Source organism: Dactylosporangium sp. CS-033363, assembly GCF_050942475.1.
Classification (GTDB): domain Bacteria; phylum Actinomycetota; class Actinomycetes; order Mycobacteriales; family Micromonosporaceae; genus Dactylosporangium.
The window spans coordinates 5,265,399-5,282,198 of the sequence record NZ_CP192032.1 but is presented as its reverse complement, the minus strand read 5'-3'; the positions used below and the strand labels follow the sequence as shown (position 1 = coordinate 5,282,198).

At 72.6% G+C, this 16,800-nt stretch carries 13 protein-coding genes; 7 read left to right on the top strand and 6 right to left on the bottom strand.

The genetic code is table 11. The annotated features are described in order from the left end of the window. Positions 1-12: 12 nt before the first annotated feature. Both ACQPZ4_RS24490 and ACQPZ4_RS24485 read right to left on the bottom strand, forming a co-directional pair. Positions 13-321: a hypothetical protein gene (locus tag ACQPZ4_RS24490; protein WP_433065548.1), complete on the bottom strand. Its 309-nt coding sequence runs from the start codon at positions 319-321 to the stop codon at positions 13-15. Between the two features lie 9 nt (positions 322-330). Further along, positions 331-951, bottom strand: coding sequence for an NADPH-dependent F420 reductase (locus ACQPZ4_RS24485; RefSeq protein WP_433065545.1), 621 nt, complete (start codon positions 949-951; stop codon positions 331-333). Between the two features lie 50 nt (positions 952-1,001). Between ACQPZ4_RS24485 and ACQPZ4_RS24480 the strand changes: the two genes are divergently transcribed. The 6 genes from ACQPZ4_RS24480 (at position 1,002) to ACQPZ4_RS24455 (ending at position 13,324) form a co-directional block, all read left to right on the top strand. Beyond that, positions 1,002-3,080: an ATP-binding protein gene (locus ACQPZ4_RS24480; RefSeq protein WP_433065542.1), complete on the top strand. Its 2,079-nt coding sequence runs from the start codon at positions 1,002-1,004 to the stop codon at positions 3,078-3,080. Positions 3,081-4,090: 1,010 nt separating this feature from the next. Next, a complete protein-coding gene (locus ACQPZ4_RS24475; RefSeq protein ID WP_433065540.1) occupies positions 4,091-5,260 on the top strand; it encodes a hypothetical protein in 1,170 nt (389 codons plus the stop codon). 315 nt (positions 5,261-5,575) lie between these two features. Further along, positions 5,576-6,031, top strand: coding sequence for a CAP domain-containing protein (locus tag ACQPZ4_RS24470; protein WP_433065537.1), 456 nt, complete (start codon positions 5,576-5,578; stop codon positions 6,029-6,031). A gap of 793 nt (positions 6,032-6,824) precedes the next feature. Then, on the top strand, positions 6,825-8,117 hold the full coding sequence (locus ACQPZ4_RS24465; RefSeq protein ID WP_433065534.1) for a glutamate-cysteine ligase family protein: 1,293 nt from the start codon (positions 6,825-6,827) through the stop codon (positions 8,115-8,117). Positions 8,118-8,146: 29 nt separating this feature from the next. Continuing rightward, a complete protein-coding gene (locus ACQPZ4_RS24460) occupies positions 8,147-9,085 on the top strand; it encodes a ribose-phosphate diphosphokinase (protein ID WP_433065527.1) in 939 nt (312 codons plus the stop codon). Positions 9,086-9,430: 345 nt separating this feature from the next. Further along, positions 9,431-13,324, top strand: coding sequence for a BTAD domain-containing putative transcriptional regulator (locus tag ACQPZ4_RS24455; protein WP_433065524.1), 3,894 nt, complete (start codon positions 9,431-9,433; stop codon positions 13,322-13,324). A 45-nt stretch (positions 13,325-13,369) separates the two neighbouring features. On the opposite strand, the gene ACQPZ4_RS24450 is transcribed toward ACQPZ4_RS24455, so the two are convergent. Together ACQPZ4_RS24450 and ACQPZ4_RS24445 are read right to left on the bottom strand one after the other, a co-directional pair. Further along, a complete protein-coding gene (locus ACQPZ4_RS24450; protein WP_433065521.1) occupies positions 13,370-14,017 on the bottom strand; it encodes a hemerythrin domain-containing protein in 648 nt (215 codons plus the stop codon). Positions 14,018-14,094: 77 nt separating this feature from the next. Further along, complete coding sequence (locus tag ACQPZ4_RS24445) at positions 14,095-14,493, bottom strand: SRPBCC family protein (RefSeq protein ID WP_433065518.1); 399 nt, start codon at positions 14,491-14,493, stop codon at positions 14,095-14,097. A 67-nt stretch (positions 14,494-14,560) separates the two neighbouring features. Here ACQPZ4_RS24445 and ACQPZ4_RS24440 point away from each other — a divergent pair, with 67 nt between their 5' ends. After that, complete coding sequence (locus tag ACQPZ4_RS24440; protein ID WP_433065515.1) at positions 14,561-15,742, top strand: cytochrome P450 family protein; 1,182 nt, start codon at positions 14,561-14,563, stop codon at positions 15,740-15,742. Between the two features lie 3 nt (positions 15,743-15,745). Here the strand turns inward: ACQPZ4_RS24440 and ACQPZ4_RS24435 are convergent, their stop codons facing one another. Together ACQPZ4_RS24435 and ACQPZ4_RS24430 are read right to left on the bottom strand one after the other, a co-directional pair. Then, complete coding sequence (locus ACQPZ4_RS24435) at positions 15,746-16,345, bottom strand: hypothetical protein (RefSeq protein WP_433065512.1); 600 nt, start codon at positions 16,343-16,345, stop codon at positions 15,746-15,748. 68 nt (positions 16,346-16,413) lie between these two features. Further along, a complete protein-coding gene (locus tag ACQPZ4_RS24430) occupies positions 16,414-16,770 on the bottom strand; it encodes a tetratricopeptide repeat protein (RefSeq protein WP_433065509.1) in 357 nt (118 codons plus the stop codon). Positions 16,771-16,800 lie beyond the last annotated feature (30 nt).

Here is a 16,800-nt window from a genome sequence, read left to right as displayed (position 1 = left end):
GTTCAGCGCCGATCAGTGACGTTCGTCGCTTCCGTCCTCGCGGATCGCCCGAATCTCCCACGTGCCGTCGTCCCGCTGTGACCAACCGTCGATCTCGCCGCCGAGTTCCGCGAACATCACCACGCGGTCGTACAGCCAGTCGGCGAAGTCGTCCTGCTCGTCGACGGACAGCCCGGTGCGCACCGCGGCGCCGAACGTGATGAGGCCGGTGCCCTCCAGCGGCGAGCCGCCGAGGATGCCGACGACCCGCGGATCGGCGATGTCGTCGCGCTCCTCGACCTCGAGGTACCCGCCGTCCGGCATCTCCACCAGAAACGCCACCGTCGCGCCTCAGCGGGCCGCGCCGGCCAGGCCCGCGCGCAGGCGGGCGGCGTCGAGGTCGGCGCCGTACACCGGCGTGCCGGGCTCCTGACGCCAGCTGTCGTCGAGGCCGCCCGCGTCGATGGGGTCGAAGCCGAGCTCGTCGACCAGGCCCATGATCAGCTCCTTGGCCGCCCCGTCGTCGCCCGCGAGCGGCAGCGCGACGCGCCCGTCGCCGCCCGCCGGTCGCCCGTGGGTGAGCAGGTGGTCCGCGCGGATGGTGTTGAAGATCTTGACGACCCGGGCCCCGGGCAGGTGCTCGGCGGTCCACCGGCTCGACGTGGTGCCGCCGTCGATGGCCTCGATCTGCCCGTCGCGCGCCGGATAATAGTTGCCGGCGTCGGCCACCACGCGCCCCGCGAGGTCCTCGGCCGGAAGATCAGGAACGGCCTTCATCGGTACCGCGATGAAGACGATCTCCCCCCGCGCCGCCTCCTGCACGGTGCCCGCCGACGCGCCCGTCTCGGCCGCGAGACCCGCCAGCGAACCAGGCCCGCGCGAGTTCGCGACGGTGACGTCGTGCCCGAGCTCGCGCAGCCGCCGGGTGAGCGTTCCGCCGATGTTCCCCGACCCGATGATCCCGATCTTCATGCGTTCCACGCTACCCGCGCCGGTGGGCGGCTTGGCGGTACAGTCGCCGGATGGATGCCGCGGCGTCGCTGGTGGGGCGGGATGCCGAGGTGCGTCTCGCGGCCCGCCTGCTCGCCTCCGGCCCCGTCACCCTGGTGGGTGCGGCCGGCAGCGGCAAGACGCGCATCGCGATCGCCGTCGTCGCCTCGTTCCCCGGGCCGGTGCACTTCGTCGATCTGTCCACGATGGAGTGTTCCGACGTGGCGGGCTTCCTGCTGGACGCGCTCGGCGTGACCCGGCGGCCGGACCTGGACGCGTTCGACACGCTGGTGCAGGCCCTGGACGCCGCGCTGCTCGTGCTGGACAACTGCGAGCACGCCGCGGCCGAGGTGGGGGCGCTGGTGGGGCGGCTGCTGGAGGTACGGCCGGACCTGCGGATCCTCGCGACCAGCCGGCAGCCGCTCGGACTGGCCGCCGAGACGGTCCTCGCGGTGCCGCCGCTCGACCCCGACACGGCGCTGCGCCTGTTCGCCACGCGCATGTTCGAGCGCACCGGCCGCGCCCTGCCGCCCGAGCACACGGCCGCGGCCGCCGCGATCTGCGCCGCCCTGGACGGCCTGCCCCTCGCGATCGAGCTGGCGGCGGCGCGGGCGGCGCTGCTGTCGGTGCCGGAGGTACGCCGGCTGCTGGCCGACCGCTTCCGCGTGCTCGCCGACGCGAAGGCGCCCGGCCCCTCGCACCACCGCACGTTGCGCGCGGCCCTGGACTGGTCGTACCAGCTGCTGTCGCCGGACAAGCAGGCCCTGCTGCGGCAGCTCGCGGTGTTCCAGGGCGGCTGGAGCTCGCCGGCCGTTGCGATGCTGCCCGGGTACCGGCCGGAGCTGCTGGACGCCCTCGCCGAGCGCTCGCTGCTGACGTCGTCGCCGGGGCGGGGCCGGATGCTGCAGACCGTCACCGCCTATGCGGCCGCCCGGCTGGCCGAGCTCCCGTCCGAGCAGGCCGCCGCCGCCGAGGCGCACGCCGCGTTCTTCCTCGCCCTGGCCGAGCAGGCGGCGGCCGGCGTCCGCGGCCCGGAGCAGCGGGCGTGGCTGCGGACGCTGACGCTGGAGCAGGAGAACCTGCGGGCGGCGCTGGCCACGCTCGCCGCCCGTCCCGGCGGCACCGAGGACGCGGACCTGCGCATGGCCACCGCGATGGCGCCCTTCCAGCATTTCATCGGTGGGTACTCCCTGGGCCGCGACTGGCTCGCCGCCGCCCTCGCCCGCCGCCCTTCCGCGCCGGCCCCCGCCCGCGCGGCGGCTGCCTCGGCGGCGGCGACCCTGGCCATGCTCGCCTGCGACTACGGCACCGCTCATGCGCTGGCGCACCAGGCGCTGCCCTTCGCGGAGGCGCGGGGGCCGTTGCTGACGCTGCTGGGGTGCGTGGAGCGGGAGCGGGCCCGGTACGCCGAGTCGCGGGCGTACCTACAGGAGGCTCGGGAGCTGTACCGCTCGTCGGATAACGCCTGGGGCGAGGGGCGGGCCACCCAGCTCGCCGGCGCGACGGCCTGGTTGTCGGGCGACCTGGACGGCGCGGACGCCCTGCTGGCGGCGTCGCTGACCGCGTTCCGGGACCTGGCCGACGCGGAGTCCGCGGCGTCGTCGCTGACGCACCTGGGGGCGGTGGCGCACTACCGGGGGGACCAGGTGGCGGCCCGTGCCCATCTGGAGGACGCGCTGGACGGGTTCACGGAGCTGGCGTTCCCGGAGGGCGTGGCATGGGCGCAGGAGATGCTGGCGCGGGTCGATCTGGCGTCGGACCTGCTGCCGTCGGCGGCGGAACGGTTGCGGGCGAGTCTGTCGCTGCACCGGCGGGTCGGCGATCGCTGGCGTACGGCGAGCGTGCTGGAGGCCTTCGCGGAGTGCCGCCGCCGGCTGGGCGATCCCGCGCACGCGGCGGCGCTGCTCGGGGCGGCGGACGTGGTACGGCGGGAGATTTCGGCGCCGACGCCGTTGTGCGAGCGGCCGGCGCGGTCCTCGACGGAGTCGCTGCTGCGGGCGGCGTTGCCTTCGGCGGACTTCGCCTGCGCGTACCGGTACGGGACGCGGACCGGGCTTGACGCGTTGCTGGGGGTCACGGGGGCGGCGGCGCTGACTCCGGCAACCTCCTGACGTCACGCCGGGTGTCGTTCCACACTCAATGGGTGACTGCGATCGGGCCGGCTTCTGGATCTGGGGATTCGGTGCCGATCCGCCCCTCGCCGGTTGCTCCGGGTTCGCCGGCCGCGGCTGCGCCTTTGGGGCCGGTGGGATCGACGGATGGGCCTCGGCCTGGATCGGCTGGTTCGGCTGCCGGGTTGCAGCGGGTGTTGGCGGGGTTGGTGGCCCGGTCGGGAGTGGCGCTGGATGCGGCGCTGGCGCAGATTCTGTCCCGGGTCGCGGGTCCTCGTCTTGGGGCGGCGCCGGGTGCGGGGTCTCTTCTGGTGGCCTTTCCTGCGATTCCTCTTCCTGCGACTCCTCTTCCTGCGACTCCTCTTCCTGCGACTCCTCTTCCTGCGACTCCTCTTCCTGCGACTCCTCTCCCTTCGATTTCCCTCCCCGAGGTTCCCCTTCCTGAGGTTCCCGTTCCCGCGACTGTCCTTCCTGGGATTCCGTCGGACGGTCCTGCGGGAGGCGGCGGCTCGGGTGGTGCGCCTGCCGCGCCGGGGTCGCCTGGGACTGGTGGAGCGGCGCGGCCGGGATCAGCCGGGCCCGGGGTGACGCAGCCTGGGCCGTCGCGCGATCCATCGTCTGCCGCACCTCAGCCTCCGCCGATCGGTCCTCAACAGCCTGCGGCAGGTCCGTCTACTGCACCACCTCCCGCACCGCCCGCCGCACCAGCGGCCGCATCCCCGGATCAGATGGCTGAGCCTCGACTTCCGCCGCTCTCCGGTCCACCACCGTCACCCTCCGCACCGAGTCGCCTACCCACGGCGCCCCCTGTGCCCGCGGAACCCACACCAACCGTGGCGCAGCCACCATCACCCAGCGTGGCGCCATCGACACCTCCTGTGCCCGATGCGGCCAATCCCCGGCTGACGCGGCTGTCGGCACCCTGGGTGGGCATCGGCGCGCCCGGTCGTTCGGCCGATCCCACCTCCGCGACCGCACAACGCCCACTGAGCACCGAAGGTAGCCAGTCCGTGACTCGCAGCATTCGCGGCTGGGAGGGCATCGGCGGCCTGGCGGCCCCAACGGAGCGTCACGCTCTCGACGACCTCCGCAACCTCCTGCCGACCAGCCCGGCCGCCGCCCGCGAGACGATCCGCGAGGCCGTGACGTGGCTGATCAACAACCTCGGCGACCCGCGCGTGGTGGCCGCCCGCTGTGCCGAACTGTCACCGGCGATCACCGGCCTGGGTGTACCACCGCAGCGCCTCGAAACCCTGGCCATCCTGCTGATCGACGCCCTGCGCGCCAATCCCCCGTCGCCACCCCTGCGAGCCGACGAGGAGGCGGCCCTGCGCGACGCCGGCCGCCTGATCGCCCGCTGGACCACAGCCGGCGCGGAGGCATCAGCCCACGAGCCGACTCGCTGGAGTGCCCTCGTCACGCAGCATGACCGCCGCCGCGCCGACATGGCCGTACTCCACCTGCGGACCTACCTGCCATATCCGTGCCCGCCAGGCGCACGCGCTGTAGTCGAGCTGCCAAATACCTTTGCCGGCGTTCCCGGCCGCCGTCGGGGGTGCTGGGTGGGCAACCGGCCGCTGACGGATCGCGGGGTCGAACTGCACGTCGCCGTCCAGCACGACGACCCGATCGGCGCGGCGCTGGTCGAACGCACCAAGGTCGGCGACCGCATCCAGCTACACCTCCCCGTCGGCGACCCGGCACCGCTGGCCGACAACCGTCCGCTACTGCTGGTCGCCGACCGTGATGCCATCGCGCCGATCCGGGCGATCCTCGACGAGCTACGCTCCGCCGCCACCGCGACCACCGAGCGCAACAATGCCGAGCGCTCCATCACCGTGTACTGGCCCGCGCCCACCGAACGCGACGCGTTGCAGCTCGCCGAGCTCGCCCCGCCCGGCGCCCTCGTGATCCGCGACCGCTTCACCGCCGACATCCAGGAACGCCTCACCACCGACGGCCGCGACCGCTCGACCGCCGGCCGCCACGACCGTTCCACCACCGGCGGGCGCGACCCCTCCACCACCGGCAGGCGCGACCGCCTCACCACCGAGGGGCGCGACTGGTCCGAGCACTGTGCGTACATCGCCGGCACCGCGGCTACGACCACCGCCGACGCGGCCCACGCCCTCGAGGCCGGCATCCCCGCGGAGCGCACCGTCATCGCCAGCATCGGCTGATTGACGAACGACACCCGGCCCACCCAAGCGGCCTCGGCGACACAGCGCTGCCGCAAGGCAACCCTCTGTCATGTCGTCGCCATCCGTTCGGCGACCGCGTGAATCCGACCTTCATGACACTCAGCGTGACGATGTCGTCACTCTTGTGGGTGAACTTCGGACGGTCTTCATGGGTGGCGCGAGCGCTCCGTAGCACGCGAACGGTGCAAACACGCGGTTTTGTGGAGATTCGGTACGGAAAGCCGAGCGCGCCGTACTTTCAGGCCATCTGCCCTACTTCGTGGAGGTGAGATGGGATTCCGAAAGGGTCTCGCCGTGACGCTCGTCGCCGGTGCGGTTGCGGCGGGCGCGGCGGTTCAGGGCGGCCCGGCGTTCGCGGCCGAGTCAGGCATGATTCGCGGCGTCGTCGCCCTGACCAACAGCGTGCGCGCACGCGCCGGCTGCGGGCCGGTCACAGCCAGTCCGCGGCTCAGTGTCGCCGCGTGGCAGCACTCGAGGGACATGGCCGGTCGCGGCTATTTCTCGCACGGGTCGCCGAGTGGCGGCTCCCCCGGTAGCCGCGTCAGGGCCACCGGGTACCACTGGTCCTCCTACGGCGAGAACATCGCCTGGGGCCAGCCGGATGCGCGGACCGTCATGAACGCGTGGATGAACAGCCCCGGCCACCGGGCCAACATCCTCAACTGCCGGTTCCGCAACATGGGCGTCGCCGTCGCGTACAACTCGCGCGGAGTGCCCTACTGGACCCAGGACTTCGCCAGTCCCTGGTGACACCCACAAGCCCGGCTCCGCGGACGGCCACCCCGCGGAGCCGGGCGGCGTCACCGAAATTTCCGGTTCCAGAATGTGTCGACGGAGTGTAGCCAGGAAGTACGCGCCGGAAACGCGCCGGCGATTTGCCGGGCGATTCCAGACTGGGCACTCTCAGTAGTTCGTTGACTACTCCATGGAACCCACGACCATCGGCCGCTGCGGGTCACCCGCCGGGCGGCAGCGGACGAAATGCGCAGCGCCACCACCGCGTCGCGCACGGTATCGGCACCGCACGGCCCGGCGTCACCCATTCCTCATACGTTTGCGTCACGCGGCCGACACACTCCGCTGTCCGCCGCGAAGAATCGCCGCGGAAAGCGCGCCCGGGTACACCGCCGCGGCATTTTCCGTGATCGTTCCGGAGTGCGTTCGGCGAGCGCGGGCGGCAGCGGCCGTACCAGAGAAAACGCTTTCATGGATGGGCCGGAAAACGCTTCCGGAGACCGATAAACATCGATCTTGACGACCTTTGGAGCGCGATTTCGCGGCTGGTGCCAAAGGTGACTCGGCGGGCGCACGGGGCCACTGACCTTGTTGACTTCCAGCGGCTTCCCATCCAGAGTTCACCGCGCGTTGTCCTCTGACGCTGGACAGAACGCCCCGCTGACCGCCTAATTGAATGCACCTCGCCCGGCACCCCGCCGCCGCACCGTGCACCACCCCGCCGCCGAGCACGACGCACCTGAACGATCACTTTTCCCATCCGCAACACCACCCTGGGTAGCACGCACCCTTCTTCCGGGAGGCCGCCGTGAACGACACGACATCCGCCATCCTCCTCACGGAGACCACCGCTTCCGCGTACGTGGCCGCCGCCGGGTTCCGGGTCGGGCCGGTGGGTCGCGTCGGGGTGGAGCTGGAGTATTGCGTGCGCGATCCGCGCCGGCCGCTGCATCGCCCGGCGCCGGGCCGGCTGCTCAGCCTGGTGGCGCACCTGGGCAACCCGTTGCCGGGCGGCTGCGCGGTGACGATCGAGCCGGGCGGCCAGCTGGAGCTGTCCAGCTCCGTGGGCGGGTCGCTGGCGGAGTGCCTCACGGCCGTGGCGAGCGATCTGGCGCTGGTGCGGGCGACGCTGGCCGAGCACGGGCTGTACCTCGACGGGACCGGCCTCGACATGCTCCGCCGCCCACGGCTGGTGACCGATCACCCACGCTATGTCGCGCTGGCGGAGTACCACGACCGGTCGGGCAACCGGGGACGCACCGTGATGACGAACTCGGCGTCGATCCAGGTGTGCCTCGACTCCGGTACCGACGAGGCGGACGCCGGCGACTGGTCGCACTTCACGCGGCGCTGGTGGCTCGCCGACGCCATCGGCCCGGTGATGATGGCCGCGTTCGCCAACTCGCCGCACGTAACGCGGGCCGGGCGCCGCTGGGCCTCCTACCGACAGGCGCTGCGCTTCGGCACCGACGCCAGCCGCACCCGCGCCCCGAAGCGGACCGAGGACCCGCGCCAGGCGTGGGCCCGCTACGCGCTCGCCGCGAAGGTCGCGATGGTCGCGCCGCCCGAGGACGACCCGGTCGCCGGCCAGGGTGAGCGCTGGCACGTCCCGCACGGGCTGACGATGCGTGACTGGCTGCGCGGGTACGGTCCGCGCCCGGTGACCCTCACCGACCTCGAACGGCACCTCGGCACCCTGGTACCGCCCGTGCGACCGCGCGGCTACCTGGAGTTGCGGATGATCGACCAGCAGGCCGGCGACGACTGGGTGGTGCCCGCGGCCGTGGTCACGGCGCTGCTCGACGACCCCGAGGGCGCCCAGGCCGCCGCCGACGCCACCGAGCACCTGCGCTCGCCCCTGCGCCGGCACCGCGACTGGCTCGCCGCCGCGCGCGACGGGCTCGGGGACCCGGCCACCGCCGCCGCCGCGCTCGCCTGCTTCACCGCGGCGCAGGCGGTGCTCGCGCGCAGCGACGCGCCGCTCACGGTACGTGATGCCGTGGCGCAGTTCGTCGACCGCTACGTTCTGCGCGGACGGTGCCCGGCGGACGACGCGCCGCAGGAGCGAGCTCGCCGAATGCGTGTGGTATCAACGGGGTGACCAGACCCCGGCTTCGAGGAGTCCCGCTCGTGCGCGACATCGCCGTGTTCAGTGGTAGTGCGCATCCCGCGCTGGCGGAGGAGATCTGCGCGCAGCTCGAGGTGCCGCTCCTCCCCGTGCGGGTGGATCGGTTCGCCAACGACTGCCTTGAGGTACAACTGCAGGCCAACTGCCGTGAACGCGATGTGTTCCTGATCCAGCCGCTCGTGCCGCCGGTGCAGGAACACCTCGTGGAACTGCTGCTCATGCTCGATGCGGCCCGCGGCGCGTCGGCCGCGCGGACCACCGTGGTCATGTCGCACTACGCGTACGCGCGCTCCGACAAGAAGGACGAGCCGCGCATCTCGATCGGCGGGCGGCTCGTCGCCGACCTGCTCACCGCCGCCGGGGCCAGCCGCGTGCTCACGCTGACCCTGCACTCGCCGCAGGTGCACGGCTTCTTCTCGGTGCCGGTCGACCACCTGCACGCGCTGCGCGAGCTCGCCGGGCACTTCCACGGCACCGACCTGTCCAACGCCGTCGTCGTGTCGCCGGACCTGGGCAACGCGAAACCCGCCTCGGCCTTCGCGCGCATGTTGTCGGTACCGGTTGCAGCCGGCGCCAAGCAGCGCTTCTCCGACGACCGGGTCGTCATCAGCACGGTCATCGGCGACATCGAAGGCCGCGACGTCATCGTGCTCGACGACGAGATCGCCCGCGGCAGCACGGTCTTCGAGCTCATCGACCGGCTCCGCGAGCGGGGCGTGGCGAGCATCCGCGTGGCGTGCACGCACGGTCTCTTCACCGGTGACGCGCTGCGACGGCTGCAGGACCAGGACGACGTTCTCGAGATCGTGTGCACGAACAGCGTTCCGCTCCCGAAGGACAAGTGGGTGCCGAAGCTGCGCGTGCTGTCGATCGCGCCGGCCATGGCCGAGGCGATGCGCCGCATCCACAACGGCGAGTCGGTCAGCTCGCTCTTCCACTGACGGGCCGCGCTCACCAATGGGTGACGGCCCGCTCACCGACGGGTGAAACCGGGCCGCGAGCGTCTTTCGTTCGCGGCCCGTTTCCGTCGGTACGGACGGTGAGCGCCCACCCCCGCGCGCCCGTGGCCCCGTCGGGATCGGCCGGGCACGCACGCTCAGTCAACACTGCTGTCCGATGTCCGCATCGCGGTTGTCCGCACTCCCCGTTCATGATCAGATGCCGGAGAGACACCCTGTTCCCGGCCCCGGTCCTGATGTGAGTGAGCCCCGATGTTCGTGACCTCCCGTGCCTGACACCGCACGCTCCGGTGCCGGCGGCGGCCATCCGAATACGGAGTCCGAGCAGTGACGGCCGGTGACGATCCGGCGACCGTGCGCGTCGGGGTCCTGGGGCCGCTGCGGACCACGGTCGGCGGGACACCGGCCGACGCCGGTGGGCCACGGCAGCGGGCGGTCCTGGCCCGGCTCGTCGCCGCGGGCGGTCACGTCGTGCCCACGGACCGCTTCATCGACGACCTGTGGCAGGGCGAGCCGCCGCCGAAGGCGCTCGCCGCCCTGCAGGTGTACATCTCCAACCTCCGCCGCGCGCTCGAACCGGGCCGCGCGCCCCGCACGCCCGCGACGGTCGTCGTGTCCGTGGCACCCGGGTACGCGCTGCGCCTGCCGGACGAGCAGGTCGACGCCTGGCGGTTCGAGGCGCTGCTGCGGCAGGGCAGCGACCTCGCCGAGTCCGACCCGCGCACCGCCGACCGCCTGCTGCGGGCGGCGCTCGACGCGTGGGCCGGTCCCGCGTACGCGGAGTTCGCCGACGAGGCCTGGGCCACCCCGGAGGCGGCCCGCCTCGAGGAGCTGCGCCTGGCCTGCGTGGAGGCGGCCGGGCGGGTCGCGCTGCGGCTGGGGCGGGCGGCGCTGGTCGTACCCGAGCTGGACCGGCACGTGCAGGAGCACCCGCTGCGCGAGGAGGCCGTGCACGTGCTGGCCTCGGCGCTGTACCGGGCGGGACGGCAGGCCGACGCCCTCGCCGCGCTCCGCCAGGCCCGCGAGCGCCTCGCCGACGAGCTGGGCGTCGACCCGGGCCCGGCGCTGCGCACGCTGGAGGCCGACGTCCTCGCCCACGCCGAGCACCTCTCCGCTGACGCTCCGCCACCACCGCCGCCCTCGTCGCATGCCGCGCCGGCAGTCACCGGCAGCGACGGTGCGGCGACCCTCGGCACGGCCGCACCGGAACCCGGCGCCGCCGGTGCTCCCGGACGTCGACCCGCAGCTTCTCCCGGGAATCAGCCTGCGGCCGGCGTGCGCACCCGGCCGGCGGCTTGGACCGCCGGGACCCGTGGCGTCGAGGCGGTGGGACGCGAATCCGAGCTGGCCGCGCTGACCGAGGTCGCCGCCGCGGTACACCGGGATGGCCTGCGCATCGTCTGGGTCGGCGGCGAGGCGGGCGCAGGCAAGTCGACCCTGGTGCGTGCGTTCTCGACGGCGATGGCGGACCGTGGCTGGCAGGTCGCCTGGGGCCGCTGCCCCGAGGTCGACGGCGCGCCACCGGCCTGGGCCTGGACCGAGGTCCTGGCCGACGAACCGCTGCTCCACAGCGGAATCCACGGCGTCTTCAACGCCGGCCCGCATGCCGCACCCCAGACCGCACCGCACACCGGGCCCCAGGCCGGACAGCACGCCGCACCCCAGGCCGGATCTGTGCAGTCCGGTCAGGTGCCGGATCATCTGCAATCGCCCGCTCAGACCGTCGCGAGCCGAGGCTCATCGGTGGCCCTCGCGGCGGGAGACCAGTTTCAGCTCGCCCAGGCCGTCGGCGAGCGGCTCGGGTCGGGCGGGCCGCTGCTCGTCGTGCTCGACGACGTACACCGTGCCGACGGCGAGACCCTCCAGGTCCTGCGGCACGTCGCCGTGGCGTTGGTGGGACGGCCGGTGCTGGTGGTGGCGACGTTCCGTACCGGCGAGGATCGTCCGCAGCTCGCGGCCGCGCAGGCGGCGCTGGCCGGGCCCCGCTCGCTCGAGCTGGTGCTCGACGGCCTCGGACCGGAGGCGGCGGCGCGGGTGCTGGCCGGGCACCTCGGGGCCCCGGTCGACGCCGAGGTCGCCGCGGTCGTCCACGAGCGCACGGGCGGCAACCCGCTGTTCCTGGCCGAGACCGCCCGGCTGATCTCCGCCGAGGGCGCGGGCAGCGCGGTCCGCGCGATCCCGGCCGGCATCGGCCACGTCCTGCGCCGGCGGCTCGCCCGGCTGCCGGCGGCCGCGCAGACGGTCCTGCGCCACGCCTCGATCCTCGGCCGGGACGTCGACATCGACGTGCTCGCCGAGGCGTTCACCGAGGACGAGGACGCGGTGCTCGACGGCCTCGAAGCCGGCGTGCTGGCCGGGCTGCTGGAGGAGCCCGCCCCCGGACGGGTACGGTTCGGTCACGCACTGCTACGCGATGTCCTGTACGACGACATGCCGCAACTCCGTCGCCGACGGTTGCACGAGCGCGTACTCACCGTGCTGGAGCGCACCAGCCCCGACGACGTGGCCGCCCTCGGCCATCACGCCCTCGCGGCCGCGACCCCGGCGACGGCGATGCGGGCGGCCGGCCACGCGGCGGCGGCGGCCCGGCAGGCGGCCGGACTGTTCGCGCACAGCGAGGCGGCGCAGCTGTACGCGGGGGCCCTCGACGCCCTCGCCCTGCGCCGCCCGGCCTCGGCCGACCCGGGCGAGAACCCGGTGACGCTGCGTCTCGACCTGCTGTGCGGCCTGACGTCGGCCCGCGCGAACTCCGGCGACATGCTCGCCGCCCGCGGAGCGCGATGGGACGCCGTACGCGCCGCCGCCGAACTCACCGGCCTCTCCCTCAGCAACCTGGAAGCGCCGGCACCCGGCGGCCCGGTGCACTCGATGAGCACCACCACTGCGCCGGCTCCGAACACCGGCTCATCCGGCCCGCCGACCTCAACCGGCGCACCCTGGACTGACACACCCGCAACCGGCGCGCCCTCGACCGGCACACCCTCGACCGGCGCACCCTCGACCGGCGCACCCTCGACCGGCGCACCTTGGACCGGCACACCCGCAACCGGCGCGCTCACGACCGGCGCGCTCACGACCGGCGCCCTCTCGACCAGCGTCGGTGCAGGCCGTGCGGCGGTTCCCGGGCTGGCCGGAGCTGAGGACGTCGAACCGCTGGCGCGGGCCCTCGCCGCGTTCGACGCGCCGGTCGCCTGGTCGATCCGCGTGGCACGGGTCATCGACCAGCCCCTCGTCGGGCTGCTCGAACAGACCCTCGCCCGCACCGACCTCCCGGCCCGCCTGCGCGTGCGGATGCTCGTGGCCCTCGTGTACGAGCTCGAGGGCGACGACCTGGCCCGGTGCGACGACGCCAGCGCGGAGGCCCTGCGCATCGCCCGCGCCGAGGGTGACGCCCTGTTGCTGTGCCAGGCACTCAACGCACGATACTTCGCGGTCCTCAACCCGCAGCGCCGCCATGAGCTCCCCGTGGTCGGCGCCGAACTGCTCGAAGTGGCCGAGCGGGCCAAGTCGCTGGGGTTCCAGGCGCAGGCGCACCACATGCTGTACCAGGCGGCGCTGGAGCGGAACGACCTGCGGCTGGCCCAGGGGCACCTCGACCGCGCGCTCGAACGGTCCACCGCCGGCCAGCTCGGGGTGACGCTCTCCGTGATGGCGATCCTCGGCGCGATCCGCGCGGTGTTCGCCGGTGACCACGCGACCGCGGAGCGTATCTACACCGAGCTCGGCCGGCGCATCGAGGCCGCCGGGCAGCCCAACGCCAACCTCGTCAGCCTCGTCGGCGTGTTCTTCGTCCGGCTCACGCAGGGGCTCGGGCACACGTGCCTGCCGGTGCTGGAGCCGCTGCGGACGCTGTCGACCGCCGAGGCGGAGGCCGGGGAGTTCATCGCCCGCGCACACGTCGACGCGGGCCGGCTCGACGAGGCCCGCGCGGCCTGGAAGCCCGGCGTGCCGATCCGCGAGGACTACTACTGGCTGGCGATGATGGGACTGCGCGGCGAGAACGCGGCCGCGCTCGGCGACGTCGCCGTGGCGGCCGAATGCTACGAGTTGCTGCTGCCGTGGGCCGGACAGTTCGTCGGACTGGCCAGCGGTACGGTCCCCGGTCCCCCCGTCGACCTGGTCCTGGGAAAGCTGGCCGTCGCACTCGGCCGGCCCGCCGATGCCCATTTCGCGGCGGCGAAGGAATTGGCCGCCCGTACCGGCGCCACGCCCTGGATGTGAGCGTCGCGAAATGAGCACGGCGAGTACACAAGCGGCATTGGAAAATCAGCCGAAGATGAGCTGTTCGCGGCGCAGGAACCCGGGCCGGACCGCGGCCAGGATCAGGCGCAGCACCGGACCGGCCTGCCGGTAGAGCTCGACGAGTTCCTCCGGCGTCGCATAGCGCTCGATGCGCGGCAGCTCGAAGCTCATCTTGCCGCCCTTGCGCACCGCGTCCTCGACCTTCTGCCACTGCTCGCCGGACACGTACCGGACGATCACCGGAAAGACGGTGCGCTCCTCGTCGTCGATGTGTTCGTCGAGGAGGTCACGCAGCGTGGTCAGCGAATCGGCGAGCCGCGCGGCCGCGGCGGGGTCACTCGGCGTGTTCGCGAGGGCGGCGGACTGTTGCCGGATGCGGTCGAGCAGCGGGTCGAGCTGCGCGTGGTCGTCGGTCAGCTCGGCCAGATCCACCTCGGCGCCCGCGGTCGCCTGCAGGACCGGCCACAGGACGTCGTCCTCGGCCTGGTGATGGTGGTGAATGCCGTCGCAGAGGCTGGTGAGATAGCGGTGAATCGCCTTGGCGCGGGCGGGCGTGGCGGGAATCAGGCCGTCGGCGATGGCCCGGGTGACGTCGGCGAACCGGCGGGCGTCGCCGCGCATCGAGCGGTGGTTGATGGTGATGCCGAGCAGGTTGGGTGCGGAGTTCTTCATGCCGTACAGCAGACGCGGCAACGGTTGGCGGGCACTTAACAGCCGCTTGGCGCCGCCGGCCCCACCCCGCCGGGCGGTCAGCGGGATTCAACGATGCGCTTCAACGCCTCGAGGTCGGCCAGCACCAGTCCACTGTCGCGCGCGAAATCGGCGTCCGTCATCGCCGGCTGCCGGCGCAGCGTGAACGTCAGCTCGCTGCCCTCGTCGTGCGCCACGACGCGGATCGGGTTGCGGAAGACCTCGCCGGTGGGCAGGTGGACGTTGTGGTCGAGCACGCCGAACGGATTGTCCGCGGCGAATGTGAGCTCGATGCGGTCGTCGCCCGATACGGCGAACCAGCGCTCGCCCTGACGCTCGACGCCGCTGCACAGCCCGGCCGCCCATTCGGGCAGGTGCGCCGGATCGGCGGCGTATTCGTAGACCTCGGCCGGGGTGCGCTCGATGTGGACGCTGATGTGTTTCGACTCGCTCGCCACGCCGATGATCCTGCCACGTTCGAGTTGGTGATACCGGCCCGTCATGCCGATTCGTTACCGTTGATGCGTGACGTCGCAGCTGCAGTTCACGCCGGAATTCTGGAACAACCCCCATCCCGTGTACGCGCACCTGCGGCAGGAAGCGCCGGTCCATCCGGTGACGCTGCCCAACGGCATCGAGGTCTGGCTGGTGACCCGGTACGCCGACTGCAAAGTGGCGCTCGCCGATCCACGGCTGTCAAAGCGGCAAGGGGCCGGGGACAACGCGAAGTCGCTGGCGCGGCCGGTGAGTACGCCGCTGACCAGGCACCTGCTCGCCAACGATCCGCCCGATCACACCCGGTTGCGCAAACTGGTGTCGAAGGTGTTCACGGCGCGCCGGGTCGAGGAGTTGGGGCCCCGGGTCGGCGAGTTGAGCGCCGCACTGGTCGGGTCGCTGCGCGGCAAGGAGCATGCGGAACTGGTCGAGGACTACGCGGTACACCTGCCGATTCAGGTCATCTGTGAACTGCTCGGCGTGCCGGTCGAGGATCAGGCCGACTTCCGGCGGTGGACCTCCGTCATGGTGTCGGCGTCGGCCGGCGGGCCCGGCGTGCCCGAGGCGGCCGCGGCGTTCGTTGGCTACCTGCTCGGACTCATCGACCGTAAGCGTTCGGCTCCGGCGGGTGACCTGCTGAGCGCGCTCATCGCGACCCGGGACGAGGGCGACCGGCTCAGCGAGGACGAACTCACGTCGATGGCGTTCCTGCTGCTGCTCGCCGGGCACGAGACGACGGTCAACCTGATCGGCAACGGGATGTACACCCTGATGACCCATCCGGACGCGCACCGCCGCCTGCGGGAGGATGCCGCGCTGATTCCGGCCGCGATCGAGGAGTTCCTGCGGCTGGAGAGCCCGGTCGAGACGGCGACGTCACGCACCGCCATGGAGCCGGTCACGTACGGCGACGTCACGATTCCGGCCGGCGCGATGGTGGCGATCTCACTCCTCGCAGCGGATCGAGACCCGGAGCGTTTCCCCGCTCCGGACACGTTCGACCTGGACCGCGCCGACAACCAGCACCTGGCCTTCGGGTACGGCATCCACTACTGCCTCGGCGCGCCGCTGGCCCGCCTCGAGGCGCAGATCGCGTTCACCGACCTGCTCACCGCGTTCCCGGACATGCGCCTCGCGGTCCCGGCGCCGGAGGTGCAGTGGCGCACCGGCGTGCTCATCCACGGACCGGTAGCGCTCCCCGTGCACCTCTGAGCGTCAGTCCTCGGGCATGTGCCCGCCCGCACCCAGGAAGAATGCGGACAGTCCCAGCACCGCTACGATGAGTGCGGCCAGCTTCGTGAACAGGCCGGTCGGGTCGGCGACCGTGACGTTGAACCAGCCGCGCGGGTCCTTGCGCACGCGGACCACGTCGCCGACCTTCGGCTCGCTGTTGAGGAACCGCAGCCGGCCCAGGTTCTCGCCCGTCGTGCGGTCGGCGACCTGATAGGCGGGGAAGCGCTGCTCCGAGACCTTGCTGATCGCCCGCACGACCTGCGTGACCTGCGCGTCGGTGGGCACGCCCTCGCGCGACATGTACACCGGCAGGACGAGCAGCGTGCCGAGCACCGAGCCGGCGATCAGCGCCAGCAGCATCACCACGCGGTTGCCGGCCGAGTGGTCGGGCGCGCCGAGCCGGTACAGCAGGTAGCCGGGCACGGCCGCGAACAGCGACAGGATCAGGCCGGCGGCGAGCCACTTGAAGCTCGGACCGCCGGCCAGGATGCCGCACACAATGACGAACGCTGTCGTCACGATGAGTGCGAGCAGCGTTCGCCAGATGCCCTTGAGCAGTGCGCGCCACGGATAGTGCCTCACGAGTGAGCACCGTAGGCGATCACCGCGCGAAGCGCTGCCCCCGGGTTGGCACCAATCCGCTCACCTGCTCAGATCTTGCCCTCCACCCGTTCGACGGCCGTCGCGTAGTCCGGCACCGCCGACATGGCCGCGGCCAGGCGCAGGAACGGCAGCGCGTCCTTGGGCCGGTTCTGCCGCTCCAGTGTCCGTCCCAACAGGTGGCAGGCGTAATGATCGCTCGGGTCCCGGTCGACGAGCGTGCGCAGATGCGTCTCGGCGCGGTTGAGCTGCGCGGAGGCGAAGTACGCGCGCGCCAGCCACAGCCGCACCTCGGCGTTGCCCGGCTCCTCGTCCAACACTGTGGACAGGATCTTGGCAGCCTCGATGGGATCACCGGCGTCGAAGTAGAGGACTCCCCTGCGGTACTCGGCGATGGCGTCGTTCATGGTCAGCGATAACGCACGGACGGTACAAAT

Bases quoted from the DNA above. Each gene is read 5' to 3' on its own strand.
- ACQPZ4_RS24430 (WP_433065509.1), bottom strand. From the start codon at position 16,770: ATGAACGACGCCATCGCCGAGTACCGCAGGGGAGTCCTCTACTTCGAC.
- ACQPZ4_RS24485 (WP_433065545.1), bottom strand. From the start codon at position 951: ATGAAGATCGGGATCATCGGGTCGGGGAACATCGGCGGAACGCTCACC.
- ACQPZ4_RS24480 (WP_433065542.1), top strand. From the start codon at position 1,002: ATGGATGCCGCGGCGTCGCTGGTGGGGCGGGATGCCGAGGTGCGTCTC.
- ACQPZ4_RS24450 (WP_433065521.1), bottom strand. From the start codon at position 14,017: ATGAAGAACTCCGCACCCAACCTGCTCGGCATCACCATCAACCACCGC.